29 protein-coding genes and 1 riboswitch are annotated in these 24,313 nt (G+C 35.3%); of the genes, 19 read left to right on the top strand and 10 right to left on the bottom strand.

Going from position 1 to position 24,313, the window contains the following annotated elements:
• Nucleotides 1–298: 298 nt before the first annotated feature.
• From ACTQ5K_RS22775 to ACTQ5K_RS22765, 3 genes are all read right to left on the bottom strand, one after another.
• Complete coding sequence (locus ACTQ5K_RS22775) at nucleotides 299–1,471, bottom strand: aminotransferase (RefSeq protein WP_031536947.1); 1,173 nt, start codon at nucleotides 1,469–1,471, stop codon at nucleotides 299–301.
• Entirely contained in the window at nucleotides 1,471–1,971 is a 501-nt protein-coding gene (locus ACTQ5K_RS22770; protein WP_031536946.1) for an Lrp/AsnC family transcriptional regulator, read from the bottom strand. Before ACTQ5K_RS22770 ends, ACTQ5K_RS22775 begins: the two co-directional genes overlap by 1 nt.
• 239 nt (nucleotides 1,972–2,210) lie before the next feature.
• Entirely contained in the window at nucleotides 2,211–2,471 is a 261-nt protein-coding gene (locus tag ACTQ5K_RS22765) for a DUF1871 family protein (RefSeq protein WP_031536945.1), read from the bottom strand.
• Nucleotides 2,472–2,642: 171 nt separating this feature from the next.
• Nucleotides 2,643–2,749, top strand: a riboswitch (SAM riboswitch).
• A gap of 117 nt (nucleotides 2,750–2,866) precedes the next feature.
• Between ACTQ5K_RS22765 and ACTQ5K_RS22760 the strand changes: the two genes are divergently transcribed.
• The 5 genes from ACTQ5K_RS22760 to ACTQ5K_RS22740 all read left to right on the top strand — a co-directional run bounded on the left by ACTQ5K_RS22760 (nucleotide 2,867) and on the right by ACTQ5K_RS22740 (nucleotide 7,805).
• Nucleotides 2,867–3,880, top strand: a complete 1,014-nt coding sequence (locus tag ACTQ5K_RS22760; RefSeq protein WP_031536944.1) for a methionine ABC transporter ATP-binding protein — start codon at nucleotides 2,867–2,869, stop codon at nucleotides 3,878–3,880.
• A complete protein-coding gene (locus ACTQ5K_RS22755; protein WP_031536943.1) occupies nucleotides 3,870–4,547 on the top strand; it encodes a methionine ABC transporter permease in 678 nt (225 codons plus the stop codon). The genes ACTQ5K_RS22760 and ACTQ5K_RS22755 overlap by 11 nt, the downstream gene beginning before the upstream one ends.
• A 27-nt stretch (nucleotides 4,548–4,574) precedes the next feature.
• Nucleotides 4,575–5,396, top strand: a complete 822-nt coding sequence (locus ACTQ5K_RS22750) for a MetQ/NlpA family ABC transporter substrate-binding protein (RefSeq protein ID WP_235251715.1) — start codon at nucleotides 4,575–4,577, stop codon at nucleotides 5,394–5,396.
• A 355-nt stretch (nucleotides 5,397–5,751) separates the two neighbouring features.
• On the top strand, nucleotides 5,752–6,291 hold the full coding sequence (locus ACTQ5K_RS22745) for a polymer-forming cytoskeletal protein (protein ID WP_031536941.1): 540 nt from the start codon (nucleotides 5,752–5,754) through the stop codon (nucleotides 6,289–6,291).
• Nucleotides 6,292–6,530: 239 nt separating this feature from the next.
• Complete coding sequence (locus ACTQ5K_RS22740; protein WP_031536940.1) at nucleotides 6,531–7,805, top strand: Nramp family divalent metal transporter; 1,275 nt, start codon at nucleotides 6,531–6,533, stop codon at nucleotides 7,803–7,805.
• Between the two features lie 779 nt (nucleotides 7,806–8,584).
• Here ACTQ5K_RS22740 and ACTQ5K_RS22735 read toward each other — a convergent pair.
• Nucleotides 8,585–9,100, bottom strand: coding sequence for a superoxide dismutase family protein (locus ACTQ5K_RS22735; protein WP_031536939.1), 516 nt, complete (start codon nucleotides 9,098–9,100; stop codon nucleotides 8,585–8,587).
• A gap of 129 nt (nucleotides 9,101–9,229) precedes the next feature.
• Here ACTQ5K_RS22735 and ACTQ5K_RS22730 point away from each other — a divergent pair, with 129 nt between their 5' ends.
• The gene (locus ACTQ5K_RS22730; protein WP_031536937.1) at nucleotides 9,230–9,619 is read left to right on the top strand and encodes a kinase-associated lipoprotein B; all 390 of its coding nucleotides are present in this window, start codon (nucleotides 9,230–9,232) and stop codon (nucleotides 9,617–9,619) included.
• Nucleotides 9,620–9,674: 55 nt separating this feature from the next.
• Here the strand turns inward: ACTQ5K_RS22730 and kapD are convergent, their stop codons facing one another.
• Entirely contained in the window at nucleotides 9,675–10,292 is a 618-nt protein-coding gene (gene kapD / locus ACTQ5K_RS22725; RefSeq protein WP_031536936.1) for a 3'-5' exonuclease KapD, read from the bottom strand.
• A 330-nt stretch (nucleotides 10,293–10,622) separates the two neighbouring features.
• Complete coding sequence (locus ACTQ5K_RS22720) at nucleotides 10,623–10,829, bottom strand: hypothetical protein (RefSeq protein ID WP_031536935.1); 207 nt, start codon at nucleotides 10,827–10,829, stop codon at nucleotides 10,623–10,625.
• Between the two features lie 232 nt (nucleotides 10,830–11,061).
• Here ACTQ5K_RS22720 and ACTQ5K_RS22715 point away from each other — a divergent pair, with 232 nt between their 5' ends.
• The 9 genes from ACTQ5K_RS22715 to ACTQ5K_RS22675 all read left to right on the top strand — a co-directional run bounded on the left by ACTQ5K_RS22715 (nucleotide 11,062) and on the right by ACTQ5K_RS22675 (nucleotide 17,730).
• Nucleotides 11,062–13,452 carry a Na+/H+ antiporter subunit A gene (locus ACTQ5K_RS22715; protein WP_031536934.1) on the top strand — a complete coding sequence of 797 codons (2,391 nt, stop codon included), beginning with the start codon at nucleotides 11,062–11,064 and terminating at the stop codon, nucleotides 13,450–13,452.
• Entirely contained in the window at nucleotides 13,439–13,864 is a 426-nt protein-coding gene (locus ACTQ5K_RS22710) for a Na(+)/H(+) antiporter subunit B (RefSeq protein WP_235251718.1), read from the top strand. The genes ACTQ5K_RS22715 and ACTQ5K_RS22710 overlap by 14 nt, the downstream gene beginning before the upstream one ends.
• The gene (locus ACTQ5K_RS22705) at nucleotides 13,864–14,202 is read left to right on the top strand and encodes a Na(+)/H(+) antiporter subunit C (RefSeq protein WP_235251719.1); all 339 of its coding nucleotides are present in this window, start codon (nucleotides 13,864–13,866) and stop codon (nucleotides 14,200–14,202) included. The genes ACTQ5K_RS22710 and ACTQ5K_RS22705 overlap by 1 nt, the downstream gene beginning before the upstream one ends.
• Nucleotides 14,195–15,667 (top strand): Na+/H+ antiporter subunit D, encoded by a 1,473-nt coding sequence (locus ACTQ5K_RS22700; RefSeq protein ID WP_441994342.1) that lies wholly within the window; start codon nucleotides 14,195–14,197, stop codon nucleotides 15,665–15,667. The genes ACTQ5K_RS22705 and ACTQ5K_RS22700 overlap by 8 nt, the downstream gene beginning before the upstream one ends.
• A gap of 5 nt (nucleotides 15,668–15,672) precedes the next feature.
• Nucleotides 15,673–16,149 (top strand): Na+/H+ antiporter subunit E, encoded by a 477-nt coding sequence (locus ACTQ5K_RS22695; protein ID WP_031536930.1) that lies wholly within the window; start codon nucleotides 15,673–15,675, stop codon nucleotides 16,147–16,149.
• Entirely contained in the window at nucleotides 16,149–16,436 is a 288-nt protein-coding gene (locus ACTQ5K_RS22690; protein WP_031536929.1) for a Na(+)/H(+) antiporter subunit F1, read from the top strand. The genes ACTQ5K_RS22695 and ACTQ5K_RS22690 overlap by 1 nt, the downstream gene beginning before the upstream one ends.
• Entirely contained in the window at nucleotides 16,417–16,779 is a 363-nt protein-coding gene (gene mnhG, locus ACTQ5K_RS22685; RefSeq protein WP_031536928.1) for a monovalent cation/H(+) antiporter subunit G, read from the top strand. The genes ACTQ5K_RS22690 and mnhG overlap by 20 nt, the downstream gene beginning before the upstream one ends.
• 113 nt (nucleotides 16,780–16,892) lie before the next feature.
• On the top strand, nucleotides 16,893–17,075 hold the full coding sequence (locus tag ACTQ5K_RS22680) for a hypothetical protein (protein WP_031536927.1): 183 nt from the start codon (nucleotides 16,893–16,895) through the stop codon (nucleotides 17,073–17,075).
• 274 nt (nucleotides 17,076–17,349) lie between these two features.
• Entirely contained in the window at nucleotides 17,350–17,730 is a 381-nt protein-coding gene (locus tag ACTQ5K_RS22675) for a hypothetical protein (RefSeq protein ID WP_048718477.1), read from the top strand.
• A gap of 115 nt (nucleotides 17,731–17,845) precedes the next feature.
• Here the strand turns inward: ACTQ5K_RS22675 and ACTQ5K_RS22670 are convergent, their stop codons facing one another.
• Both ACTQ5K_RS22670 and ACTQ5K_RS22665 read right to left on the bottom strand, forming a co-directional pair.
• A complete protein-coding gene (locus ACTQ5K_RS22670) occupies nucleotides 17,846–18,043 on the bottom strand; it encodes a hypothetical protein (RefSeq protein WP_031536925.1) in 198 nt (65 codons plus the stop codon).
• Complete coding sequence (locus ACTQ5K_RS22665) at nucleotides 18,040–18,231, bottom strand: hypothetical protein (RefSeq protein WP_031536924.1); 192 nt, start codon at nucleotides 18,229–18,231, stop codon at nucleotides 18,040–18,042. Before ACTQ5K_RS22665 ends, ACTQ5K_RS22670 begins: the two co-directional genes overlap by 4 nt.
• Nucleotides 18,232–18,305: 74 nt before the next feature.
• Between ACTQ5K_RS22665 and ACTQ5K_RS22660 the strand changes: the two genes are divergently transcribed.
• The 3 genes from ACTQ5K_RS22660 to ACTQ5K_RS22650 are packed head-to-tail and all read left to right on the top strand — an operon-like array spanning nucleotide 18,306 to nucleotide 20,635.
• On the top strand, nucleotides 18,306–19,073 hold the full coding sequence (locus tag ACTQ5K_RS22660) for an SDR family oxidoreductase (protein ID WP_349205326.1): 768 nt from the start codon (nucleotides 18,306–18,308) through the stop codon (nucleotides 19,071–19,073).
• Between the two features lie 48 nt (nucleotides 19,074–19,121).
• A complete protein-coding gene (locus ACTQ5K_RS22655) occupies nucleotides 19,122–19,619 on the top strand; it encodes a hypothetical protein (protein WP_031536922.1) in 498 nt (165 codons plus the stop codon).
• Between the two features lie 2 nt (nucleotides 19,620–19,621).
• Complete coding sequence (locus tag ACTQ5K_RS22650; protein ID WP_031536921.1) at nucleotides 19,622–20,635, top strand: alpha/beta fold hydrolase; 1,014 nt, start codon at nucleotides 19,622–19,624, stop codon at nucleotides 20,633–20,635.
• Nucleotides 20,636–20,705: 70 nt separating this feature from the next.
• Here the strand turns inward: ACTQ5K_RS22650 and ACTQ5K_RS22645 are convergent, their stop codons facing one another.
• On the bottom strand, nucleotides 20,706–22,208 hold the full coding sequence (locus tag ACTQ5K_RS22645) for a leucyl aminopeptidase (RefSeq protein WP_031536920.1): 1,503 nt from the start codon (nucleotides 22,206–22,208) through the stop codon (nucleotides 20,706–20,708).
• 410 nt (nucleotides 22,209–22,618) lie between these two features.
• Between ACTQ5K_RS22645 and ACTQ5K_RS22640 the strand changes: the two genes are divergently transcribed.
• Nucleotides 22,619–23,095 (top strand): divergent PAP2 family protein, encoded by a 477-nt coding sequence (locus ACTQ5K_RS22640; protein ID WP_031536919.1) that lies wholly within the window; start codon nucleotides 22,619–22,621, stop codon nucleotides 23,093–23,095.
• Between the two features lie 132 nt (nucleotides 23,096–23,227).
• Here ACTQ5K_RS22640 and ACTQ5K_RS22635 read toward each other — a convergent pair whose 3' ends face one another.
• Nucleotides 23,228–23,941, bottom strand: a complete 714-nt coding sequence (locus ACTQ5K_RS22635; protein ID WP_031536918.1) for a 3D domain-containing protein — start codon at nucleotides 23,939–23,941, stop codon at nucleotides 23,228–23,230.
• Nucleotides 23,942–24,313 lie beyond the last annotated feature (372 nt).

Raw genomic sequence — 24,313 nt, 5'->3', positions numbered from 1 at the left:
TTTTCCAGCTACCGCGCTCTCGCTTGGTGGCCTTTTTGTCTAGTTGGAGGACGCGTCCCCCAACTAGACAAAAAGGATATTTATTCTCCCACAAACATTTTACTCATACTATTTTCACTAATATAATTCCCTTATATAATTTGTGTAATCTATTGTCTTGAATGTACGAGTAAACCCCATTAGGTCATACTATCAATGATGACTGAACTACACGTTTCATATAAAAAAAGGTGTCATAAAAGAAAATCCACAACATAATGTATGGTGAAGATTTTCTTTTAAAACACCTCTTTTTAGCTTAATGCGTATGTTTCTCTACAAAACGATTCATTCTTTTCATTGCTTCCTGCAATTGTTGTAACGAGGAAGCATATGAACACCGAACATGCCCTTCTCCACTTTCTCCGAAAACACTACCTGGTACAACCGCTACCTTCTCTTCTATCAATAGCTTTTCAGCAAATGTTTCAGATGTCATCTTTGTTGCGGTTATATCAGGAAACGCATAAAAAGCTCCTCCAGGCAAATGGCAATTTAGCCCCATGTCATTTAAAGATTGCACAATAAAATTCCTTCTGCGTCGATAACTTTTCTTCATTTCTTCGACATCATTTTGACCACTTCTTAATGCTTCAAGTCCAGCATATTGTGCCATTGTCGGCGCGCACATTAAACTGTACTGATGGATTTTCAGCATCGCTTGGATTAATTCCTCTGGTCCACACACAAACCCTAATCTCCAACCAGTCATTGCAAACCCCTTCGAAAAACCAGATAGAAGAATGGTACGCTCCCACGCGCTATTTATTGCTGCTGTACTTGTATATTCTTCATCATAGCAAAGCTCTGCATATATTTCATCAGAAAGAATAAGCAAATCATGTTTTTCTGCAACTTCCACGATGTTTACTAACTCAGCTTTTGAAAGGGTTGTTCCTGTAGGATTATTCGGCGAACAAATCATTATTGCTTTTGTACGGTCGGTTATTACCTCTTCTAACTGATGTGGCTTGATTTTGAAATCATTCTCTTTTAAGCTTTGAACAGGAATTGGCACTCCCCCAGCTAGGGTTACTAATGGTGCATAAGAAACAAAGCACGGTTCTACAACAATAACTTCTTCTCCCTGGTTAAGTATAGCCCGTAAAGCGATGTCTATTGCCTGACTAGCACCAACAGTAACGATTATTTCAGAAGTCGGTTCATAGGAAACCAAAAATCTTTTTTTCATATAATGACTAATTTCCTCGCGAAGCTCTAATAGCCCTGGATTGGCAGTATAAGAGGTATATCCTTGTTCCAGTGATAAAATTGCTGCCTCTCTTGTTGACCAAGAAGTAACAAAGTCTGGTTCTCCTACACCGAGAGAAACAACTCCTTCCATACTGGATGCTAGATCAAAAAATCTGCGTATTCCAGATGGCTTCATTTCCTCTACTTTCTGTGCAATATAGCTTTTTGTTTGCTTCATTATGGTGACACCACAATTCTTTTATCATCATCTGAAGGTTCAAATATTGTTCCATCATGCTTATATTGTTTCAAAATAAAGTGAGTAGTGGTCGAAATTACAGAATCAAGAGTTGATAGCTTTTCGGAAACAAATCTTGCCACTTCATTCATGGATTTCCCTTCAATAATTACCGATAAATCATATGCCCCAGACATTAAATAGAGAGACTTAACTTCCTTGAATCGATAAATTCTTTGTGCAACATCATCAAAGCCAACACCTCTTTTAGGAGTAACCTTGACGTCAATCATGGCGGTAACCCCTTCATGACCTTCCACTTTTGACCAATCAACAATGGACGTATAGCGCACAACTATACTTTCTGTCTCTAATTTAGTAATCATTTCTTTTGTTTTTTCTAACTCTACACCTATCATTTTTGCTATATCTTCGTCCGATACCCTTGCATCTTTTTCCAGAATTTCAGCAATCTCAATTTCTTTTTCTGTTAATTTCATGTTCATCCTCCTGCTCGCCTTGAAATATTCTCATTATATCAAATTATCCCTAAACTTTTCGTACATTTTTAATTTTGGGCTTTCGTTTTTAGTTAATCTCCATTGCTTCTAAAAGAGGTAGCGTAAAGAACATTTTCCATTGGATTAATGATAGGAATCCACCCGAAGGCGAAGTTTAAACTTTGCCAACAGAATGAATTCAGACCAGATAAAGATTGTTTAAACACATCTTCCTGTCCTTATAGTGAACAGATGCCGCTACGTTTTATGGTCATAAGTTTTTTCGAGATTGTGAAGCACTTCTCCAAAGGAATCGTTTCTTCAAAAGAAAATTCATAAATTGCTTGGATAGCATTTGCTAACTCTTCTTCCTTATCTAAATCGTGGATTGCTTGTAGAATATCAGCAATTTCGGTATCATAATTCCCTTCCCCTATTGAAAAGGGATCCCATTCATTTAACAGACGCACAAATTCTAAATTCATTTCTTGACTATTCATTCTGTCACCCTTTGTTCCATTTTGCTAAAAACCATTCTATCATATATCTACTTAAAGAACATAGTTCAAAAAGTGGGATCCAATCAAGCTTTTAGTGTGTTGCAAATTGTAAATTTATATTGACAATTCAGTATTTTAGTTTTATTATTCATTTAGTGAAAATTTCATATTTACTTATCAAGAGAGATTGAGGGAACAGGCCCGATGACATCCAGCAACCTCCTTTCCTAAAGGAAGGTGCTAACTCCTGCAGAATTACTTATTCTGAAAGATAAGATCGGCTATATGCATACGATACTTCTTTCAAATGAAAGAAGTTTTTTTATGTTATAGGAGGTTTTAACATTCTAGTATAGTCGAAAAATGTTCATGTAAAGGGGGATTTGAAGTTTCTAATGATACAAATTAACGATTTGGTGAAGGTATATAACACAAAGAAAGAACAAGTTATAGGTGTAGACCATGTTTCCTTATCCATACAAAAAGGAGAAATCTTTGGAATCGTAGGCTATAGCGGTGCTGGAAAAAGCTCGCTTCTTCGTTGTCTTAATCTATTGGAAAAGCCTACTAGTGGCGAAATCATTATCGATAATATATCTTTAACAAAATTGAATCAAAGACAATTAAGAGCTGCTCGATTAAAAATAGGAATGATCTTCCAACACTTCTATCTTGTTAGTAGTAAAACCGTATATGAAAATATCGCTTTCGCTCTTAAAGCGGCAAATTTACCATCAAAAAAAATCCATACCCGGGTTCTAGAGCTACTCGATATGGTAGGATTAACCGATAAAAAAGACGTCTTTCCTGCCCAATTAAGTGGTGGGCAAAAACAAAGGGTAGGGATTGCAAGGGCACTTGCCAATAACCCAACCGTTCTCCTTTGTGATGAGGCAACTTCTGCTCTGGATCCAAGTACAACGAAATCAATTCTAGCATTGTTAAAAAAAATTAATAAGGAACTTGGCTTAACCATCGTTTTAATCACCCATGAAATGGAAGTTGTAAAAGATATTTGTGATCGCATGGCTGTTATGGAAGCTGGAAAGGTAATTGAAGAAGGGCCTGTATACGATATGTTCGCTAACCCAAGACAAGAACTTACAAAAAGTTTTGTAAATAGCATTCTTCAATTTGAATTACCAAGCCATCTATTAGAAGAACGAACAGGAAAAATTATTAAGGTTACCTTCCAAGGAGTTATTGCAGAAGAAGGAATTATATCGGATGCTTTCCAACAATATTCAGTTAAAGGAAATATTCTTCATGGAAAGATTGAATACATTCAAAACAACCCACTTGGAATTTTTATTATGGAATTAACAGGTGCTGATGATGAAATTACAAAAGCGATTGCGTATATTAAAGGTCGTACTAAAAACGTGGAGGTGATCCACCATGCCTCTTAGTATTGATTGGCATTATATTATAGAATTACTTCCTGATTTAAATTCTGCTTTTTTTGAAACATTATATATGGTTGGTATTTCCATTGTTGTGGCTATTATTGTGGGTTTGCCGATAGGAATTCTTCTATTTGTTACAGATAAAGGATTATTTCTAGAAAATCCCATTATTAAAAATATTGTAGGGTTTGTTGTAAATATGGTCCGCTCCATTCCATTTATCATCCTATTAATTGCACTATTACCTTTAGCAAAATGGATTACAAACACAACCATTGGACCTACTGCTGCTTCGGTTTCTTTATCCGTTGCTGCCATTCCTTTTTTTGCAAGAATAGTGGAACAAGCTTTTCGAGAGATTGATAAAGGGGTAATTGAAGCTTCTGTAGCTATTGGGGCATCGCCCTGGATGATTATTTGGCAAGTATTGATACCTGAAGCAAGACCAGGAATCATTCAAGGTATTACCATTACGATTATAAATTTAATTGCTTATTCAGCCATGGCAGGAATTGTCGGCGGCGGCGGAGTTGGTGACCTTGCCATTCAGTATGGCTATTATCGTTATGATAATACGGTAATGATTACAACTGTTGTTGTTCTCATCTGCTTAGTCCAAATCATCCAATTTTTCGGAGATAAACTGTCAAAAGCACTGGATAAGCGTTAAACATATATACCTTAGGAGGAAAAGACAATGAAAAAATTACTTTTAGGAATTCTATTACTATTATCATTTAGTGTACTAAGTGCATGTGGAGAAGAGAAAGACAATGCCGACAGTGGTGATAAAAAAGAGATTAATATAGGTGCAACATCTGGTCCTTATGCAGATATGGTGGAAAAAGCAATAAAACCAATTCTAGAAGATAAAGGGTATAAAGTAGAAGTTACAGAATTCACAGACTATGTACAGCCTAATAATGCGTTAGCAGAAGGAAGCATTGATGCAAATCTGTTTCAACATAAAATTTACATGGAATCTTTTGCCGAACAAAATAACATAGAGATATCTGAGTTAATTTCTGTGCCAACTGCTCCAATGGGCATTTATTCGAATAAATTTGACAGTTTGGAAGACATTACAGATGGTGCAACAATTGCTATTCCAAATGATCCTACCAACGCAGCTCGTGCTTTCTTAATTTTAAAAGATGCTGGTCTAATTGAAATTGATGAAGATGCAGACCCATTAACTGTGTCTGATAAAGATGTGACAAATAATGTTAAAAATCTGAAATTCGAAACGATTGAAGCAGCACAGCTACCTCGCGCTGTTGACAGTGTAGACTTATCAGCTGTTCCTGGTAACTTCGCACTAGCAGCTAAAATGGATTTATTGGATGCACTACAACTAGAAAATATGCTGGATCAATATCGTAACCGTGTAGTTGTTAATACAAAAGATTTAGATGCTACATTTGCTAAAGATATTAAAGCAGCTGTTGAATCACCTGAATTCGAAAAAGTTATTGATGAAGAATTTGAAGGCTTCGGAAAGCCTGAATGGATGAAATAAATAAATAAATAAATAAAGATCAAGCGGGCTACACTGGATATTTTCCATTATATCGTAGCTCGCTTGATTTTTTTGTTCTTTCCAAACAGATTTTAAGAAACGAACCATGCATATCTATACAGACAGTTGAACACACACAAATATTACTCATATTCTCCTAAGTTTGTGGCTGCGTTTTGTTGCCGTTTAAGTGGTGATGTAATTTTCAGACTATTAAAATAAAGTCACATTTTCACCTTATTTCTTTCACAAATTGGACACACCTCCCCTCTCTATAACTACAGTGTATGTGTTAATATAATGTTGTATTGTGAATCCATTCACATAAACCAAGACAATATAGGGGGAACCAATCATGAAAATTACACCAAAAGTTTTACTTGCTTCTATTTTAGCAGGAGCACTTTTAACAGCTTGTGGGAATACAGAGTCAGAACCAAAAGAAGAAAAGGCTGAAGAGTCAGCTGATGTAGTTACAACTGCATCTATCGTAAATGAAGCCGATGCATTAACAAGTGCATTAAGTGAAAATGGAACTTGGATTGTTGCAACACTTCAAGATTTAACAGTAGACAGTGACATTGTTGTAGCAGGAGAATTCCACGATAAAGGGGATGCTGCTAAAGACATTTACCGTAAACTTGCCCTTTATACACAAGATGACGATCATAACATCATTGATTCTTTCACATTAACTGCTCCTAAAATGACAGTGCAAAGTGAAAACTTCAAAATTCAAGGTGGTACATTTGCAGGAGATGTTTATGTAGAAGCTAATGGTTTCACTGTTGATGCTACTGCAAAAGTAGATGGTAATGTTTATTACAAGAGTGATGAATTCAAAGCATCTGCTGTAATTGATGGAGAAGTAACCGGTGCTCAAGAAGTACAATAATATGCTTTTTAGGTATTCTAGCTGACTATTCAGCTAGGATTTTTTTATCCTTCCTATCTAACCGCTATGAAAGAAAAAGCGCTTTACAAAGGCTTCCAATAATCCCCTCTCATTATTTCCAAAAAATTACCTATAATAAATTATATAAATAGATTGACAATTTTCTAATTTAAGAATATCTTTTATATAAAAGTTGCGTTGATGAAACTTTTTAAACCAAAGTAAAATCAGGTGAAAAAATGCGAAAATATCAATCAATAGAAAATATTCATTCTAAATCTGCCAAAAGTATATTAGGCGAAGATGTTAAAGGCTTAAAAAGAATACTCCCGTTTTTAGGTCCAGCTTTTATTGCTGCGATTGCCTATATTGATCCTGGAAATTTTGCAACAAATATTGCTGCAGGCTCGAAATATGGGTATCTATTATTATGGGTTATTCTTTTCTCCAACATCATGGCATTAATTATTCAATCATTGTCAGCAAAATTGGGGATTGCTACAGGAAAAAACTTAGCTGAAGTCGCAAGAGAAGAGTTTCCAAAACCAGTTTCTATCGGATTATGGATACAGGGCGAACTTGTCATTATGGCAACTGATTTAGCAGAGTTTATCGGTGCAGCACTCGGTATATATCTTCTTTTTGGTATCCCTTTATTAGAAGCAAGTCTTATTGCTGCAGTCGGCTCTTTTGCTATTCTTGAATTACAACGACGGGGGTATCGTTCCTTAGAAGCAGGCATTACCGCCATGCTATTCATTGTGGTCCTTTCTTTTATCGTTCAAATGTTCTTCGCAAAGCCAGATGTTTCATCTTTATTCCACGGGTTATTTACCCCTCAATTCGATGGGATAGATAGCGTTATTTTAGCAGCAGGGATACTAGGTGCAACCGTGATGCCACATGCTATTTATTTACATTCTGCATTAACACAGAAAAGGATTGTTGGTGAAACAGATAGAGAGAAAAAACAAATTTTTCGTTTTGAATTCATCGATATTCTTATTGCCATGTTGATTGCAGGGTTTATTAATGGGGCAATGCTCATCGTCTCCAGTGCATTGTTCCATAAAAATGGATTATTTGTGGAAGATTTAGATATAGCCTTTCATTATTTTGGAGAATTAGTTAGTCCTATTTCAGCCACTTTATTTGGTTTAGGATTATTAATCGCAGGACTATCTAGCTCATCTGTTGGTACAATGTCCGGAGATGTCATTATGCAGGGATTCATCCATTTTCGTATTCCGCTTTATGTAAGAAGGGTCATTACGATGGTCCCACCTATTGCCATCATTGCACTTGGCATTAATCCAACTACTGCACTTGTTGCAAGCCAAGTAATCTTATCTTTCGGAATCGGCTTTGCTCTTATTCCGTTAATAATGTTTACTAGTACAAAACGCATTATGGGAAGTCTAGTAAACACAAAATGGATTACGGTAATATCGTGGATAATGGCTATTTTAATTGTTTCATTAAATATCTTTATTCTTATACAAACATTTCAATAGGTAAGGATAAACTCAAACTTCCATCAGTGAGTTGTCTACATTTCCCTGCTGTTGGTTAGTTGAACCATCCTTACTTTACGGACGTAAGACTAACACTATCTCGAGTTCTTCTAAGTCGAGAGGGGCTAGTCTTACTGAAGTTTAAGATTGGGATAAAAAGCTTATTCCAAGTAAAAAGACGAAGCTGTGACATAAGCATTTCAACTAATAAAAAACACGAACTTTCATGTAGTTAATATACATAAAAGTTCGTGTTTGTTGGTTTGGAATAAAGTTTAAAAAATGAAGTGGAATGGAGCGGAAGACACTCGACTCCTGCGGGAAATAGAGGAAAGGCTGAGACCCCGCAGTGCAGCAAGGGAGGGCACTGAAAAACTGATAGCTATTGATGATTGGCCGTAACTGCCTTTTAAACTTAGATGTGTAAATTGTTTTCCGAGGTGCCCACATGACTCATTGGGGCGAGCGCCGAGCCGCTTCACAGCTCACGCTCCTGTAGGGTCTCGGACTTTCTCACATCTCCCGTAGGAGTCGAGCGGACGCCTCTCCAAACCAACTTATTATTCGCTTTCAAATAAATAAAACCTCATTTTATGTGGAGAACCAGACTTTTTCAGTGCGCTCGCAGCGAGGAGGCTCAGCTTCCTCCCCGGCGCATCGAGTGTCTGTAGCGCAATGGAACGACTTAGTTTTACACTTGACTATATTTAAGAGCTGAATTAGAGATTGTTCGTCTTTAAAGATTAGTTATTTAGTTTTGTCTCAGCCTCGTCTTTTTTCTATTTCTTCTTTATAGCACCACATGCAATTCTTTCACCAGAATCACCGGCTGGTTGTGTCATTCCATCATCCTGTTGTTCTGTAATAACAATAGAAGTTCCTTCCTTTGAAAACAATGATGTTTTACCATCTCTAAGTGTTACTTGTGGCGCCATAAGCTCTGCTTTTACTGTGCCATCTTCTTTCACCAAAATATTAGGTAAATCACCTGCATGGGCACCTTCTGGATGTAGCAATCCATGCTCTTTATTGTCTGGATTAAAATGATTTCCTGCAGATTTAAAATCAGGGGCATCACATTTATTTGTCTCATGAATATGAATACCATGAATCCCTGGAGTTAGGCCTTTTAAATCAAGTGCTAACTTCACTCCTGCCGATTGTTCTTGTAGCTCGATTGTTCCTAAAGAATCGCCCACATCATTATACATGACTACTTTTACTTTTGTAACTTCACCTGCCGCACAACCGGATAGGAAAAGGGGAATAATCGCCAATAAACACAGTTTTTTCATCTTTCTTCCTCCATAGACGGTTTGGTATTAGTATTTGAAAAAACTTCACTAATATGCAGTTTATTCTCGTTTATCAAAAAAAGATTATTTATGATACTATAAAAGGAAATAGCAGATGGAGGGATTTTCTTGTCAGAACTACCTATCGGTTCTATCGTGACCGCCTTTTATAAAACGGGAAAATATATAGGGGAAATAACAGATATACGACCACAAAGTTATTTAGTGCGTGTACTTGCTGTATTAAAACATCCAATGCAGGGAGATTTACATCATCCGAAAGAAGCAATGGTAGAGATTTTTCATGAACGAAAAGCACTTTCCTATCGGGAACAAATGAATGCTCCCAAAAAGATGGTTAAGCTATATTCGGAGGAAACAATCCCCGCTTATAACCAATCCTTGCAAGTAGCTTTAGAAAAAATGCGTCAAGAGCTTCAAAAAGACGATTCAGAATTTGCTGCGCTAAGCTTGAAAAACTTAGAAATACTTAATGCAGAATTTTATAAGTTATCTTAAGCATTACAATAGAAGTTCAAATAAAAAAAGACGAGGAATGATATCTTCGTCTTTTTTAAGCAAACTTATTAAGTAATTTGGACATGTCAATTAAATCTCCTATTGTTGGTGGATTGGACTTCCCCATATATTTTTTATCTTGTTCCACAAGTTTGAAAATATGGTATGTGGTTAATGCATCATCTAGCGCACGATGATGTTTTCCTGTTCCTTCCCTCCCATACTCCCTAACTGCTTTCCATAAGCCCGTTTGGTTTTTATCTCCAAAAAAGCGCTTATATTCCATGGACAAATCTACTTCCTTACAATGAAGCGTAAATGGAATGTGTGCTTTCTGACAATTATCCTTCAGCACTTTCATATCCATATTTCCCCATGTAACAATGGTATTTTGATATCCTGCGCAAACTTTCTCCAGTTTTTTCATTAAACCATTGAATGACATCCCATTATTTACTTGTTCTTGTGAAATATGTAGAAAAGATTTGCATCTCCTTGAGAGTGTTGAAAACTTACGGGGTGCTACATAAGAAGAAAACTGTTCCCTTATTGAATCATCTACAACGGCTACGATACCAACCTCAATAATTTCAGGATAAAACCCCTTAAACTTAATACTTTTCTCTGGCATGGTGAATTCAAAGTCAATAAATAAATACTGTTGCTTTTCCATTCTTTCACCTTCTTTTTCATCGATATTTCACATGAATCGTGCGTCTTTAGCAGTTCTTCCTTTTTGAAGAATATCTCCATTTTTTGTTTATCCTTAAGCTGATTCCGATATTTATCTACTTTTATTATAACAGAATATCACTTAACCTTTTTAATTTTCTGTATTTTTTCGGGAGTTTTTTTCAAGACTTTTTATACCAGTTCACTCAGCAATTATTTCCTCGCGAATGACCCATTAAAAAATCTTCTTCCTACACATATTTTTTTAGGCAATGTAAAACATAAAAGAGGGACACCCCTGATATTAAGGCTGTCCCTCTTATTTAAAGCTTTATTCTACTGCTATTTTGCGTATATATTCTCTAGGTTGAAAGGGAACCATCGTTTCTTCTAGAAAAAGGGAGTCTTCATCTTCTAGAAGTAAGAGCTCATCTAATGAATAAAATTCTCTTTTTTGAAAGCTATTCAAGAAAATCCCTACTAAGAGGCAAAAAGAAAATATACAAATGGAAATACATATTTTTGGTTTTATATTCATCTATTTAACCACCTCTCCATTAGTTTGAGCAAAAAGGTGGGTGTTTTACACAAAAAAACAAAAAAATTTTTTTGCAGTTTTAGACCTGTTTCTTCCTATTTAATAGCAAAGTTAATTGTCCAATAATTTTCAAGTTTCCTATGTGCATAGCGGTTTTTTTTGCGTTATACTTTATCATGTTCATTCATTTTCAAAGTCATTTTATTTAGATTTTGTTTAAGGAGGGTTTAATTTGTCTATTCTTCACTGGGTTGTACTTTCACCATTTTTATACACTCTATTGATTCCTATTGCATATAAATTGATGAAAAAAGTACATACGGGATGGTTTATATTACCACTGCCCATTCTACTGTTTATTTATTTCTGTAGCAATATTGGAGCGACGTCCAATTTACAGGCAAAAACAGAATCGATTGCATGGATTCCATCATTAGGTATTGACTTTTCAGTAAAATTAGATGGTCTTGGAATGCTATTTTCTCTTTTAATATCTGGAATTGGCGCACTTGTCATTCTTTATTCCATCTATTATTTGGATAAAAACAAAGAAAAGATTAATCAATTCTACGTGTATCTTCTCTTATTTATGGGGGCTATGCTTGGAGTTGTATTATCAGATAATTTAATTGCTCTGTATATGTTCTGGGAAATTACAAGTATTTCTTCTTTTCTTCTAATCGGTTTTTGGAATAATCGAAGTAATTCTCGTTATGGGGCTATTAAATCAATGGCAATTACGGTATTTGGAGGACTTTCTTTATTAGCTGGAATAATCCTGCTTTATATTATGACCGGGTCATTTACCATTTCAGAAATTATTACTATCGTCCAACAAGAATCTATCATTTCCCATCCGTTATTCATATTGGCTATGATTTGTATCTTACTTGGTGCTTTTACAAAATCTGCACAATTCCCATTCCACATTTGGCTACCAGACGCCATGGAAGCTCCAACTCCAGTCAGCAGCTACTTGCACTCCGCTACGATGGTAAAGGCTGGGATATATCTTGTAGCACGCTTAAGCCCTGTATTTGCAGTTTCTGGTTATTGGATTTGGATTGTATCACTTGTCGGGATTATCACCCTTTTGTACGGTTCATTCTTTGCTGTAAAGCAAGTGGACTTAAAAGGACTTCTTGCCTATTCAACAATTAGTCAGCTTGGTATGATTATGTCTTTATTAGGAATTGGTGCTGCTGGAGCACATTATAATAATGATAGTGTTTATTATGTTGCAACGGCAGCGGCAGTCTTCCATCTTGTCAACCATGCCACATTTAAAGGTAGTTTGTTTATGATGGTTGGTATTGTTGATCATGAAACCGGGACAAGAGATATTCGTCGTTTAGGTGGACTAATGAAAATAATGCCAATCACATTTGCCATTGCTTTGATTGGCTCGTTATCCATGGCTGGAATTCCTCCATTTAACGGATTTCTAAGCAAGGAGATGTTTTTTGCGAGCATGTTGAACATTCGTGAATTCAATATGTTTCAATTAGATACTTGGGGAGTTCTGTTACCCATTATCGCATGGATCGGTAGCATCTTTACATTCGTGTATAGTATGATTCTAGTCTTTAAAACCTTTACAGGGAGATATCAACCGGAAAAATTATCTACTAAGCCACATGAAGCACCAATGGGTATGCTAATTTCACCAATTGTATTAGTATCTCTTGTTCTAGTATTCGGACTGTTCCCAGGGTTACTAGCAAATACCATTCTATCTCCTGCTATCACTTCCATTTATGGCGGAGGCGTATATGATCTTCATATCTATCATTGGCATGGTTTCGAACCAGAACTATTTATGACGATTGGTGTCATTGTATTTGGGACAATCCTTTATTTAACTGTTAGAAAATGGGCTGTTATTTATCAATCTATTCCTGTTATATGGAATTCGATATATGATAAATTATTTGGGGAAACAGAAAATCTATTTAGTAGGATGACAAACAGATATATGACTGGTTCCCTTCGAACCTATTTATTTTATATCTTCACCTTTTTTATCCTTATCCTATCCTATACTTTATTTGCAAAGGATGGATTTACAATTGATACGCTTCGACTTGCGCCAATTGGAGGCTATGAAGTAGTTTTGTCACTTGTTCTTGTTGTTTCAGCTATTTCTATTTTGTTCTCTAAATCACGGTTAACTTCCATTATTCTTTTAGGTGCAGTCGGATATACGGTTTCTTTATTCTATGTAGTATTTCGGGCACCAGATCTTGCATTGACACAATTGGTAATTGAAACAGTATCAGTCGCCTTATTTTTACTATGTTTTTATCATTTACCACGGAACGCACGAAAAAAAGAAAGTATTCCTTTTAAATTGTCCAATGCAGTAATTTCTGTGTTAGTAGGACTCGTTATTATGCTTATTGCAATTGCTTCCTATAGCACAAAACTATTCGATTCCATTTCTCAATATTATGTGGAAAATACGTATTTAAAAGCGGCAGGAGAAAATATGGTAAATGTAATCTTAGTTGATTTCAGGGGATTTGATACGCTCTTTGAAATAGCGGTGCTTTCCATTGCTGCAATTGGTATTTATTCCATGATAACCTTGAGAATGGGGGGAAAGAAAAATGAAAATAAATAATTTAGTTTTACAAACCATCACAAAAGTCATTGTTTTTCTGATACTCCTATACTCTGTTGATCTCTTTTTTGCTGGGCATTATACACCAGGTGGAGGATTTATAGGTGGATTAATGGCAAGTGGAGCAATCGTTCTATTACTTATTACTTATGATATAAAATTTGTGAAGAAAATCTTCCCGATAAATTTTATCTATGTTGCTGCAATTGGCCTGTTAATAAGTACCTTAACAGGTATGATTGCCGTATTATTTAACAAACCATTTTTAACGCATTTTTTTAATAAACATGTGCATTTGCCTTTATTAGGAGAAACGTCTCTTCATACTGCTGCGTTATTTGATCTCGGTGTTTTTTTAGTAGTAGTAGGCGTTACAATGACCATTATTCAAACGATTGGAGAGGATGACTAATGGAATTCTTAATGGCATTTATAATCGGAATTTTGTTTATGTGTGCAACTTATTTAATTCTTTCTAAGAGTCTATTACGCATTATTATTGGAACAGGACTTCTTAGTCATGGGGTTCATTTATTATTATTAACAATGGGTGGACTTAAAAAGGGTGCTGCCCCTCTATTGGGACAGCACGCAAAAAGTTATGCTGATCCCTTACCTCAAGCGTTAATATTAACAGCCATAGTTATTAGCTTTGGGGTTACTTCTTTCTTATTAGTACTTGCTTACAGAACTTATCAAGAATTAGGGACAGATAATATGGAGAAATTGAGAGGGAAAAAGTATGAGTAATTTAATTCTATTTCCAATTTTAATTCCTTTATTTACGGGAATTATTTTGATTTTCTTCTATAAGAAAATCATTTTACAACGCATTTTTTCCTTATTAAGCATTAGTGTTTCCATTATTGTTACATTATCTATGATAGAACAAATTAAAAATGATGGAATTCTAACAGTAAATTTAAGTAATTGGGATGCTCCTTTTGGAATAACCATTGTTTCAGATATGGTATCTGCACTACTTGTGCTAACTACAAACATTATTGCATTTTGTTGCATCATTTATTCCTTTAAAGGAATGGAGAGAGAAAGGGAATCTTACTTTTATTACTCCATTATTCAATTTCTTTTAGTTGGCGTTATTGGTGCGTTCTCAACTGGCGATATCTTTAATCTATTTGTATTCTTTGAAGTAATGTTAATGGCTTCCTATGTACTACTCGTTCTTGGAAACACAAAAGTCCAGTTAAGAGAAACAGTAAAATATATAATTGTAAATGTTGTTGCATCTGCACTCTTTGTTATAGCTGTTGCCTACCTTTATTCTGTCGTGGGTACATTAAATATGGCTTTTATCTCAGAGCGCATTAGCGAAATAGGAGGAGCTGGAATATTAACAGTAATTGCTGTCCTTTTTCTAATCGTATTCGGATTAAAAGGAGCTATTTTTCCATTATTTTTCTGGCTTCCCGGCTCTTATAATGCAGCGCCAATTCCTATTCTTGCATTATTTGGAGCATTATTAACAAAGGTAGGAGTCTATTCCATTGTCCGAACTTACTCCTTATTCTTTTACGAAGATTCTTACGTCTTTTCGCTATTAGGCATTCTTTCCCTTATAACCATAATTTTAGGGGCTATTGGATCTATTGCTTATAACGACGTAAAAAAAATAATTATCTATAATATCGTTACTGCAATTGGGGTAATCTTGTTTGGATTCTCCACCTTTAATGCTGTTTCCCTTACCGGATCCATTTTTTATCTTTTACATGACATGATTATAAAAGGAGCTCTCTTCTTATTAATTGGCGTCATGATTTATATTACTGGTACTAGCAATTTAAAATACATGGGTGGGTTAATGAAAAAATATCCTCTCCTAGCTTGGACCTTTTTCCTTGCAGCACTAGGTCTAGCAGGGATTCCACCACTAAGTGGCTTTGTCGGAAAATTACTTATTATACAAGGAGCATTTGAAGCAAGTAATTATATTGGAAGCTTTATTGTCGTTCTATCAAGTCTCTTTGTATTACTTTCTGTCATTAAAATATTTGTAAAAGGGTTTTGGGGAGAAGAATCAGATAATGTGATGAAAAAGCCTGTAAGAACACTTTTATTACCCGGCTGTATACTAGTTCTTCTTTCTGTCTTTATCGGAATTGGGGCAGAGGTGCTTTCACCCTATATTTCTTTAGCTGCTGAGAATCTGCTTCAGCCTGAAAACTATATACATGCTGTATTAAAGGAGTGATAACGATGGCATTTCAATTATTATTAAATTTTCTTATCAGTTTTATTTGGATGTTTCTGAAAGGCTCCTTCGCTCCAGATACGTTTCTAATCGGGTTCATAATTGGCTTGATTCTTATCTATATTACAAGAAGATTTTTCTCAGATAAGTTTTATTTATACCGGGTTGTCTCCATTTTAAAGCTTTTAGGTATCTTCTTGAGAGAGCTAATCCTTTCTAATATTGAAGTATTAAAGGTTATTCTACAGCCAAAGCTGAAGGTAACACCGGGAATTTTTGCATTGGAAACGGAATTAACGAAGGATTGGGAAATAACTGTACTTTGTAATCTAATTACCCTAACACCTGGAACACTTGTAGTGGATATTTCAGAGGATAATAAAATTCTCTATATTCATGCCATGGATATTAGTGATAAAGAGGCAACGATTAGTAGTATCAAACATAACTTTGAAAAAGCCATACAAGAGGTGAGTATTTAATGTTCCAAACTATCATGAACATATCCTTATTTATCGTCTCTATCTCAACCATTTTATTTATTTATCGGGTTGTAAAGGGACCAACCACTCCTGATAGAGTGGTTGCTCTTGATGCAATCGGAATAAACCTAGTAGCTATTACTGCTATTTTATCAGTAGTATTAAAAACGTCAGCCTTTTTGGAAGTTATTCTTCTCATAGGTATTTTAGCTTTTATCGGGACAGTAGCTTTTTCTAAGTATCTAGAGAAAGGAGAAATTATCGAAAATGACCGAGACAATCATTAACATTATTATCGCTGTTCTTATTCTCCTTGGAGCCCTGTTAAGCCTTGTTGCAAGCATTGGAGTATTGCGCCTTCCAGATGTTTACACAAGAAGCCATGCAGCGTCCAAATCAGCAACTCTAGGGGTAATGTGTATCCTTCTTGGTGTATGTCTTTATTTTTTTCAGGCAGAACAAATTTTTAATTCTCGCTTAATTCTTGCGATTGCTTTTATTTTCTTAACTTCTCCAGTTGCAGGACAGCTTATTATTCGTGCTGCATATAATAGTAAAATACCAATGGCGGATGTAACAATTAGAGATGATTTAAAACAGGCAAAAGAGGCAGCCGCAAGGGAAAAATGAGTCCATCATTTCCCATTACTAACTGTTGCTTAGGATAGGGTAAACAATGAACTAATAGCGAATAATAATCAAGTCCTTTCTTAGGACCAAATCCATTAGAGGAGTGCCACAAAATGACGCATATTCGTGAAGGATTAATCCCTACTGTCCTTGGAACAGCTGTTACAACAGCCGGAATGGTAATGAAGCAAAATCGAAAAATTGATTCGATGATCTCCAATACAGTGTTCGGTTTTGGACTAGCCCACATCGTGCTCGGAACAATTGACCTAATCGAACACCGCCACAACTTTTAAGTAAGACGTATGGCGTGGAATTAGCTTTCCTAAGATACAGGAAGCAAGGCTTAATCCATGATTGACTTATCCATAGGGAACAGGCATTTAATTATACCATGATTCCCATGAATATAAGAAAAGACTATATAAAGACTTGAAATCATGAACGGTTATTTTAACCTGTAAATGATCTCAAGTCTTTATTTTTCTCTCGATACATATTTTACTTCTATTAAGAATAGGCTTTAAGAAGTGAAATGATTGATTATTCTGTACGAAAGGAATGTCCAGTATGTACCAAGCCCTTTTTTATCACCGCAATACGTATACTCCTGCAGCATTCCATCCATATCTTCATTATCCTATCTATTTTCGTGAATTTCCTGAAGTAAATCCTGCTAAGTTTATTGATTCTGCTAAAGACACATTAAATCTTTTATCCGATGCCGAAGCCTGTATAAAGCAGTTAGCTAATTCCTACGAATTCTCTAAAAACATAATGAGTGCAGCCCAATTATCTAAAACAGATACAATGGAACAATTATTTAAATCTATTGGTATGAAGGAAACACCTAAAATTTCCTATAATCCAGATGGCTTAACATTAAACTTTGATCACAAAAATAATCCTCCCAATTGCTGCTTTTTATCTGTTCAATTAAGATGGCGGTAAAAAATTTTTGCTAATGGATTCTTTCAGACTGCTTATAGGTGCAGACTGAAAGAATCAAAAACCAGGTCACACTAAATCGTCTTTACAAACATGTATAAAATTTCAAATTTGCTTTTTAGTAATAAGGATACGGTCCATAAGGCACTGGTCCATACGGAACAGGTCCATATGGTACTGGACCATAGAACGGTCTAGGTCTTACTAAAGCTCCTCCTAGAACTCCTCCTAATAAGCCACCCACAAATGGTGCTGCAAACCAAACTCTTGAATCTTGTTGCGGATATTGATATCGATATGGATAACCGTGCATCATTCGCAATTACCTCCACTCTCTTTATACTTTTTTCTCTCTACTCTATTTTCTATGCGAATGTCCCCTTTTTGGACTGGGCTATTGCCTTTAACAGCTAAATTTCTTCTAACATGAATTCTCTCTAATTTAACTAAATCATGTAGACGAACATTTAAAGTGAGATACAGGTTAGGCATAGGTAAATCCATCAATTTATTCACCCTTAGGACATTGCTTGTCTATACTATATGGAATAGATGTAGCAGGAGGAATGGTAAATAAAATGAATTCACTATTTGATTTAACGAATCAAACAGCAATCATTACTGGAGGTAGTCGTGGGTTAGGAGAACAAATGGCAGACACATTAGGAAAAGCAGGGGCAAATATCGTCATTTGTTCTAGAAATGTAGAGCAATGTGCAAAAACAGCTGCTAAATTACAGGATAAAGGAATTAATGTGTTAGCCCTGTCTTGCGATGTTTCCCAAAAAGAGGATATTGAACAGGTTATTAGTAAAACAATCGAGAAATTCGGAACAATTGATATCTTAGTTAATAACAGTGGCACTTCTTGGATTGCGCCTTTTTTAGATTACCCTGAGGACAAATGGGACAATGTACTCGATGTAAATGTTAAAGGGACTTTTTTATTTTCACAGGCAGTCGCTAAAAAAATGGCAGAACAAAACCACGGCAAAATCATTAATATTTCCTCTGTTACGGCATTTAGCGGGACACCACCACAGCTATTAGACGCGATAGCATATAACACTAGTAAAGGGGCTCTTATTACGTTAACAAAAGAATTAGCAATTAAATTAGCACCATACAATATTCAAGTAAATGCGATTGCCCCAGGATTTTTTCCAACAAAAATAACGACAGTATTCGAAAATCATAAAAAGCAAATTAGTGCAAAAATTCCAGCAGGACGTTTAGGTAAACTAAATGATTTAGACGGAATCATTCTTCTTTTATCAGGAGAAGCATCTAATTATATCACTGGACAAATTATCGCTATTGATGGTGGACTTTCTTCCATACTGTAAAAAGCTTCTGTAGATGTTCAAAAAAAGAAAAGAAAGAGGGATAAGAAAATGGCTCATGTTACAATCGACTTTTATGAGTTATTAAAAAAAGGTGGAAACCTACTGCAATATCGGATAAATAACCGAATCAAAAATAGTTTAAATCAAATGTCTATCATTGATTTTACAAGTACAAAAACAAACCCATTAACAAACAAGCTTGATCAGATTCAAAACTACTCAGAACAATTAAGTAATTATATCAATCTTCCTACCAAAACAGATTTAGCAAATGCTACCCAATTAATTATTCAATCAGAAGAGAAAATTGATAATCTTGATGATCAATTGTATGAATTGACTAATATGATGAGAGAAGTAAAGCAATTAATAGAGCAATTAAGCTTTAGTCCATCCGATGATTATTCCTTACAGTTATCAAATAAAATGACAGAACAAGAACAAAGAATTTCCACACTGCAATATGAATTATCACAAGCAAAACAACAATTAGAATTACAAAAAGATGAAATCAGCCACTCCACTTTTCCTAATCAGGCGATATAATTATGGCAAAAAAAAATCTAGCAAATTTTATTCATACATTATCATATGACCCAGTTGTTGGACAAACAGAAAGGTATGCAATATGGAAAAAAAATAAAGCGACATTATGGTACTACCCTTCCAAAAAAAGAAAATTCAAAGAATCTATCTATCTTATTTATTCTATTGTCAATAAACCATATATTCTCGACTTAGGCCCTTCCATGAGTTTAATTGAGGCATTTAATAATGCAGGATATGATGCATATTTAATCGATTTTGGGATACCAGCATATGAAGATCGCCATCTAACAATTGATGATTATATAACAAAGTATATTCAACCAGGATTCAATCGGGCAATGCGACATGCAGACTCAGATTCCTTCACCGTCATTGGCTTTTGTCTAGGAGGTACACTTGCTACTATATTCTCCGCATTAGATAATGCTAATATAAAAAATCTCGTCCTTGCCGTTTCTCCAATCGATTTTTCTGCTTTTCCAGATTACGATAATTGGCTAAAAGCACTTCGCGAAGAGGAATTACACTTTGATAAACTTATTGATAAAATGGGAGTTATTCCTCCAGAATCGGTAAAATACGGGACTAGGCTGCTTGTGGCACCTGTGTCCTTTAGTCATTATTTAGCTCTTCTAAATCGCTCTGGGGAGAAAAACTACACGGAAAAATGGGCAAGGATGAATAAATGGACACTGGATCACATTCCAGTTGCCGGAGCAACACTTAAGCAACTTATGAACGACTTTGTAAGGGACAATAAAATGATTGAGGGTGGATTAACCATTCATGGAGAAGAAGTTAATTTATCAAAAATCGAATCCAATCTTCTCGTATTTTCAACAAAGAATGATCCCCTTGTTCCAAGTTCCCTCTGTGAACCAATCATGAATCTTGTCTCAAGCAAAGATAAATCCTTTGTTTTATTTGAAGGAGGTCATGCAGGTCTCGTTGCACATTCACATATGCCAGAACCAATGGAAAATTGGCTTAGAATTCATAGTACTCCCATTTAATTATAAGCCAAGAACCCCCTCACTAAAAATGGACGGGGTTCTTTTGCTGCTTATTTTTATTTTGCTATTGTTATTTCGTACTTTCAAATCTTTCTACAAATAGCGCAAGGGTTCTTGTCATTGCACCAGTTGCACCTGGCTGGCCTAAATCTGTTGCTTTACTTTGTGTAGAAGTTCCAGCAATATCTAAATGTACCCATGGAGTTTCTTCTGCAAATTCGCCAATAAATGCGCCACCCATAATCGCATGGCCAGCACCTCCTGGTGAATTATTTAAATCAGCTATTGGACTATTACGTACCAATTTTTTATGGCTTTCAAATATAGGTAGTCTCCACATTTGCTCTCCAGCTTCATAAGAAGCTTCTAACACTTTTTCAAATAAAGATTCATTGTTCGTCATTGCCCCTGTTGTTTCCATACCTAGTGCCGTAATTACACCACCAGTGAGCGTTGCAACATCAACAAGATAATTAGCGCCATGATGTTTCGCATAGGTTACCGCATCTGCTAAAACTAAGCGTCCCTCTGCGTCTGTATTTAATACTTCTATCGTTTTTCCACTCATCGATGTAATAACATCATCTGGTTTAAATGCATGGCCGCTTATCATATTATCAGTCGATGGAATTACTGCAACAACATTTTGTTCTGGTCTTAGTTCACCAATAACTTCCATTGCACCAAGGACAGCTGCTGCTCCACCCATATCTGTTTTCATGCCGACAATACCTGTTTTTGTCTTGATAGAATAGCCGCCTGTATCAAAAGTGATTCCTTTTCCTACTAAGCCTATTACATCTTCCCACTTTTCTTTTCCCTGGTATTTCAGCACAATCATTTTAGGTGGCTCTGTTGAACCTTGGTTAACTGCAAGGAGTGCACCCATACCAAGCTTTAGCATATCTTCTTTTTCTAAAATTTCTGCTTCAAATCCATATTTTCCTGCTAATTCTAATGCATAATTAGCTAAATCTGTAGCTTTTAACATATTGCCTGGTAGATTAACGAGTGTACGTGCTGAGTTTGTCGCCTGTCCATACACATACCCTACTGTAAGTGCTGCCGAAACTGCCTCTTCTTCCGCGTTGCTATATACCGTTATTTCCTCTATCTTCTTTTCTGGCTCATTTGACTTTTGCTTATAGCCGACAAATTCATAGGTTGCTAGACCAAATGCCTCACTAGATGCATGAGCAACATCCTCTGCTTCATTTTCTTCCGTAACAAAGGAATCTAAATAAATGGCCGTTTCCACCCATTTTTCTTTTGTAATACGTTTAAATGTTGCCCCAAATATTTCTTTAAGTTCGTCAAAAGAAAGCTCTTTTTCTTTTCCTAATCCAACAAAAATAATTCGTTTTGCTCCAATTTTCCCAAAAGTATGTATAACAGTAATGGATTTTTTCTTTGCTGAAATATCTCCATCTTTTACTAGAGTGGTTAACTCTCCATCAAAAAGTTCATCTAATTGCTGAAGCTTTCCTTCTAATTTAATAGATTTGTCAAAAAGGCCGACAATAATACTTTCATGGTTATTTTGAAAATCCCATTCTTTGTGATAAGAAAACATATTTCCATTCCTCCATTCTATTTCTTCCTTTATTATAACGAATTTATACAACATTTCGTATACCTAATTACTTTTCTTCCTTTCAACCTTAAAATATTAACGGATTTTTTTCGATTTTAAGTAGAAAGCACGATATTTGGTTATGTTATAATAAGATAAGTGGAAACATTCCTTATAAGCAAGGATAATGCTGTCCTCAATAATTTAAAAAATGGAATACATTTTCTTCTCTCAATCGCGCAGAAAAAATAAATACAGAGAAAAATCATTCCACTCTTTATTTTCTATGCTCCACTGTCTACCTCCTTATTTCCATTAATATTCCTTATTATGAAAGATTAGTAATGCGTTAAATAAGGTATACATACTAAAAGTACAGATTCTACAACAGAAATGATGAGGTGTTATTTATGGAATTACTAGCTAACTTCCCTTTATTTGCGAGCCTAATTGCAATTTTTTTCGCACAATTTGTCAAAGTACCGATTACTTTTTTTGTTACCAAAAAAATTGATTGGTCTCTGTTAACTAGTACTGGAGGCATGCCAAGCTCTCATTCAGCTGCTGTAACTGCCCTTTCAACTGCTATTGCTCTTCAAACAGGGTTGGATTCACCGATTTTTGCTGTTGCAGCGATTTTTGCCATTATCACCATGTTTGATGCTACTGGTGTAAGAAGGCAAGCAGGGGAACAAGCAATCGTTTTAAATCGCTTAGTAAACGATTTTAATAAATTTTTAAATGATGCAAAGGGATGGCAAAACAAACCAGAACAAGAAAAAAGAAAAGAATTAAAAGAATTATTGGGACATAAACCTATAGAGGTGTTTTTCGGAGGAATAACGGGCATCTTATTAACGCTGCTATTACATATGCTTATTTATTAACAGCTCCTACTTATAAAAGTAATTATATAAAAAAGGATGCCTTAGAGGCAGTATTCCAAACAAGTTATGTACATTTGCTTGGAATACTGTCTTTTTAGGACATCCTTTTGGATTATGTGTGATGTATTTTGCTTATTTATTTTCTGCCTTCGTATACTGTTGACGGAATACTTGCATCGATTCTTCTTCATTCAATGCACTTAATGTCTCTTCTGTTAATTTACCTTTACCCATTTCTACTATGTATACATCTAGTGTTTTCTTTCCCCATTGGCTATAGACATCTTGTACTGTTTCATAGTATAAATCTACTTTATTTCCATTAATTGCTGAACCAGTATCAGCAACTACTCCAAATCCATAATCAGGGATGAAAAGAATTGTCCCAATCGGAAATACACTTGTATCTGCTGCAATGGTACTATATAAATCTCTTTTTACTTTTACACCTGAATACGTAATCCCAAATTGGGGGTGACCTGGGTTCTTCCCAGTTGATTCATATCCAGCCGTATAACCAGTCGCTACAACTCGCCTTGTTGGATATTGTGACCAATCTTTCATATTTTCCAACAATGGTGGCTTCCCCGCAACCTCTTTACTGGAGGAGATTTGTGTTTTCTCCACCAATGCTTTTTTAAAACTCTTTAATGCTACCCCAATTTGCTTAATTGTATGATCAAACTGACCGTTCGTCTCGCTTGCCTCTGATTGTTCATAATTATTATTACTAAAATTTATCGCACTTGCCTTAACACCTGATATTGACTGAAATGTAGTTAGTAGAGCTGCCATAAAAAGTAGCACCATTCCTACTCTTCTAAAAAACCTTTTATAAAAATTCATATTTTTCACTCCTCCCAAAACTATTCATTTCCCATATTCAAAGAATTTATTCATAAATAGTTAAAAAGAGGAACTTTTCTCCTAGTAAAATACCAAAAAAAGCTAAAAAACTAGGTGCTTAACTCTCTTAAACACTAAATTTTTTTATATTTGTACCACTAATCAAAATGAATAGAGCATAACGGAATAAAAACAAATTATAGTAATTTTTCTATTAATAAAAAGGAAAAGTGTGGACCTAGATTACTAAAAAAACTAAGTTGTATGAGTAAAATGTTTGTGGGTAGAAAATAATTTACCCTCTGGTTTGGTTGGTGGTCGTTAGACCGCCAACCAAACGCAAGCGCGGTAGTATGAGCAAAAATAAAGAAA

The organism is Niallia sp. Sow4_A1, assembly GCF_052116745.1.
GTDB lineage: Bacteria > Bacillota > Bacilli > Bacillales > Cytobacillaceae > Niallia > Niallia hominis.
Note: the sequence above shows the minus strand (reverse complement) of the source record. Positions and strands in the feature narration are given on the sequence as shown.

Coding starts and splice junctions, on each gene's coding strand:
- ACTQ5K_RS22770 (WP_031536946.1), bottom strand. CDS start 1,971: ATGAAATTAACAGAAAAAGAAATTGAGATTGCTGAAATTCTGGAAAAA.
- ACTQ5K_RS22640 (WP_031536919.1), top strand. CDS start 22,619: ATGGAATTACTAGCTAACTTCCCTTTATTTGCGAGCCTAATTGCAATT.
- ACTQ5K_RS22680 (WP_031536927.1), top strand. CDS start 16,893: ATGACGCATATTCGTGAAGGATTAATCCCTACTGTCCTTGGAACAGCT.
- ACTQ5K_RS22720 (WP_031536935.1), bottom strand. CDS start 10,829: ATGAATATAAAACCAAAAATATGTATTTCCATTTGTATATTTTCTTTT.
- ACTQ5K_RS22665 (WP_031536924.1), bottom strand. CDS start 18,231: ATGGATTTACCTATGCCTAACCTGTATCTCACTTTAAATGTTCGTCTA.
- ACTQ5K_RS22765 (WP_031536945.1), bottom strand. CDS start 2,471: ATGAATAGTCAAGAAATGAATTTAGAATTTGTGCGTCTGTTAAATGAA.
- ACTQ5K_RS22735 (WP_031536939.1), bottom strand. CDS start 9,100: ATGAAAAAACTGTGTTTATTGGCGATTATTCCCCTTTTCCTATCCGGT.
- ACTQ5K_RS22710 (WP_235251718.1), top strand. CDS start 13,439: ATGAAAATAAATAATTTAGTTTTACAAACCATCACAAAAGTCATTGTT.
- ACTQ5K_RS22750 (WP_235251715.1), top strand. CDS start 4,575: ATGAAAAAATTACTTTTAGGAATTCTATTACTATTATCATTTAGTGTA.
- ACTQ5K_RS22690 (WP_031536929.1), top strand. CDS start 16,149: ATGTTCCAAACTATCATGAACATATCCTTATTTATCGTCTCTATCTCA.
- ACTQ5K_RS22660 (WP_349205326.1), top strand. CDS start 18,306: ATGAATTCACTATTTGATTTAACGAATCAAACAGCAATCATTACTGGA.
- ACTQ5K_RS22645 (WP_031536920.1), bottom strand. CDS start 22,208: ATGTTTTCTTATCACAAAGAATGGGATTTTCAAAATAACCATGAAAGT.
- mnhG (WP_031536928.1), top strand. CDS start 16,417: ATGACCGAGACAATCATTAACATTATTATCGCTGTTCTTATTCTCCTT.
- ACTQ5K_RS22650 (WP_031536921.1), top strand. CDS start 19,622: ATGGCAAAAAAAAATCTAGCAAATTTTATTCATACATTATCATATGAC.
- ACTQ5K_RS22670 (WP_031536925.1), bottom strand. CDS start 18,043: ATGATGCACGGTTATCCATATCGATATCAATATCCGCAACAAGATTCA.
- ACTQ5K_RS22740 (WP_031536940.1), top strand. CDS start 6,531: ATGCGAAAATATCAATCAATAGAAAATATTCATTCTAAATCTGCCAAA.
- ACTQ5K_RS22655 (WP_031536922.1), top strand. CDS start 19,122: ATGGCTCATGTTACAATCGACTTTTATGAGTTATTAAAAAAAGGTGGA.
- ACTQ5K_RS22700 (WP_441994342.1), top strand. CDS start 14,195: ATGAGTAATTTAATTCTATTTCCAATTTTAATTCCTTTATTTACGGGA.
- ACTQ5K_RS22745 (WP_031536941.1), top strand. CDS start 5,752: ATGAAAATTACACCAAAAGTTTTACTTGCTTCTATTTTAGCAGGAGCA.
- ACTQ5K_RS22705 (WP_235251719.1), top strand. CDS start 13,864: ATGGAATTCTTAATGGCATTTATAATCGGAATTTTGTTTATGTGTGCA.
- ACTQ5K_RS22775 (WP_031536947.1), bottom strand. CDS start 1,471: ATGAAGCAAACAAAAAGCTATATTGCACAGAAAGTAGAGGAAATGAAG.
- kapD (WP_031536936.1), bottom strand. CDS start 10,292: ATGGAAAAGCAACAGTATTTATTTATTGACTTTGAATTCACCATGCCA.
- ACTQ5K_RS22635 (WP_031536918.1), bottom strand. CDS start 23,941: ATGAATTTTTATAAAAGGTTTTTTAGAAGAGTAGGAATGGTGCTACTT.
- ACTQ5K_RS22695 (WP_031536930.1), top strand. CDS start 15,673: ATGGCATTTCAATTATTATTAAATTTTCTTATCAGTTTTATTTGGATG.
- ACTQ5K_RS22675 (WP_048718477.1), top strand. CDS start 17,350: ATGTACCAAGCCCTTTTTTATCACCGCAATACGTATACTCCTGCAGCA.
- ACTQ5K_RS22755 (WP_031536943.1), top strand. CDS start 3,870: ATGCCTCTTAGTATTGATTGGCATTATATTATAGAATTACTTCCTGAT.
- ACTQ5K_RS22760 (WP_031536944.1), top strand. CDS start 2,867: ATGATACAAATTAACGATTTGGTGAAGGTATATAACACAAAGAAAGAA.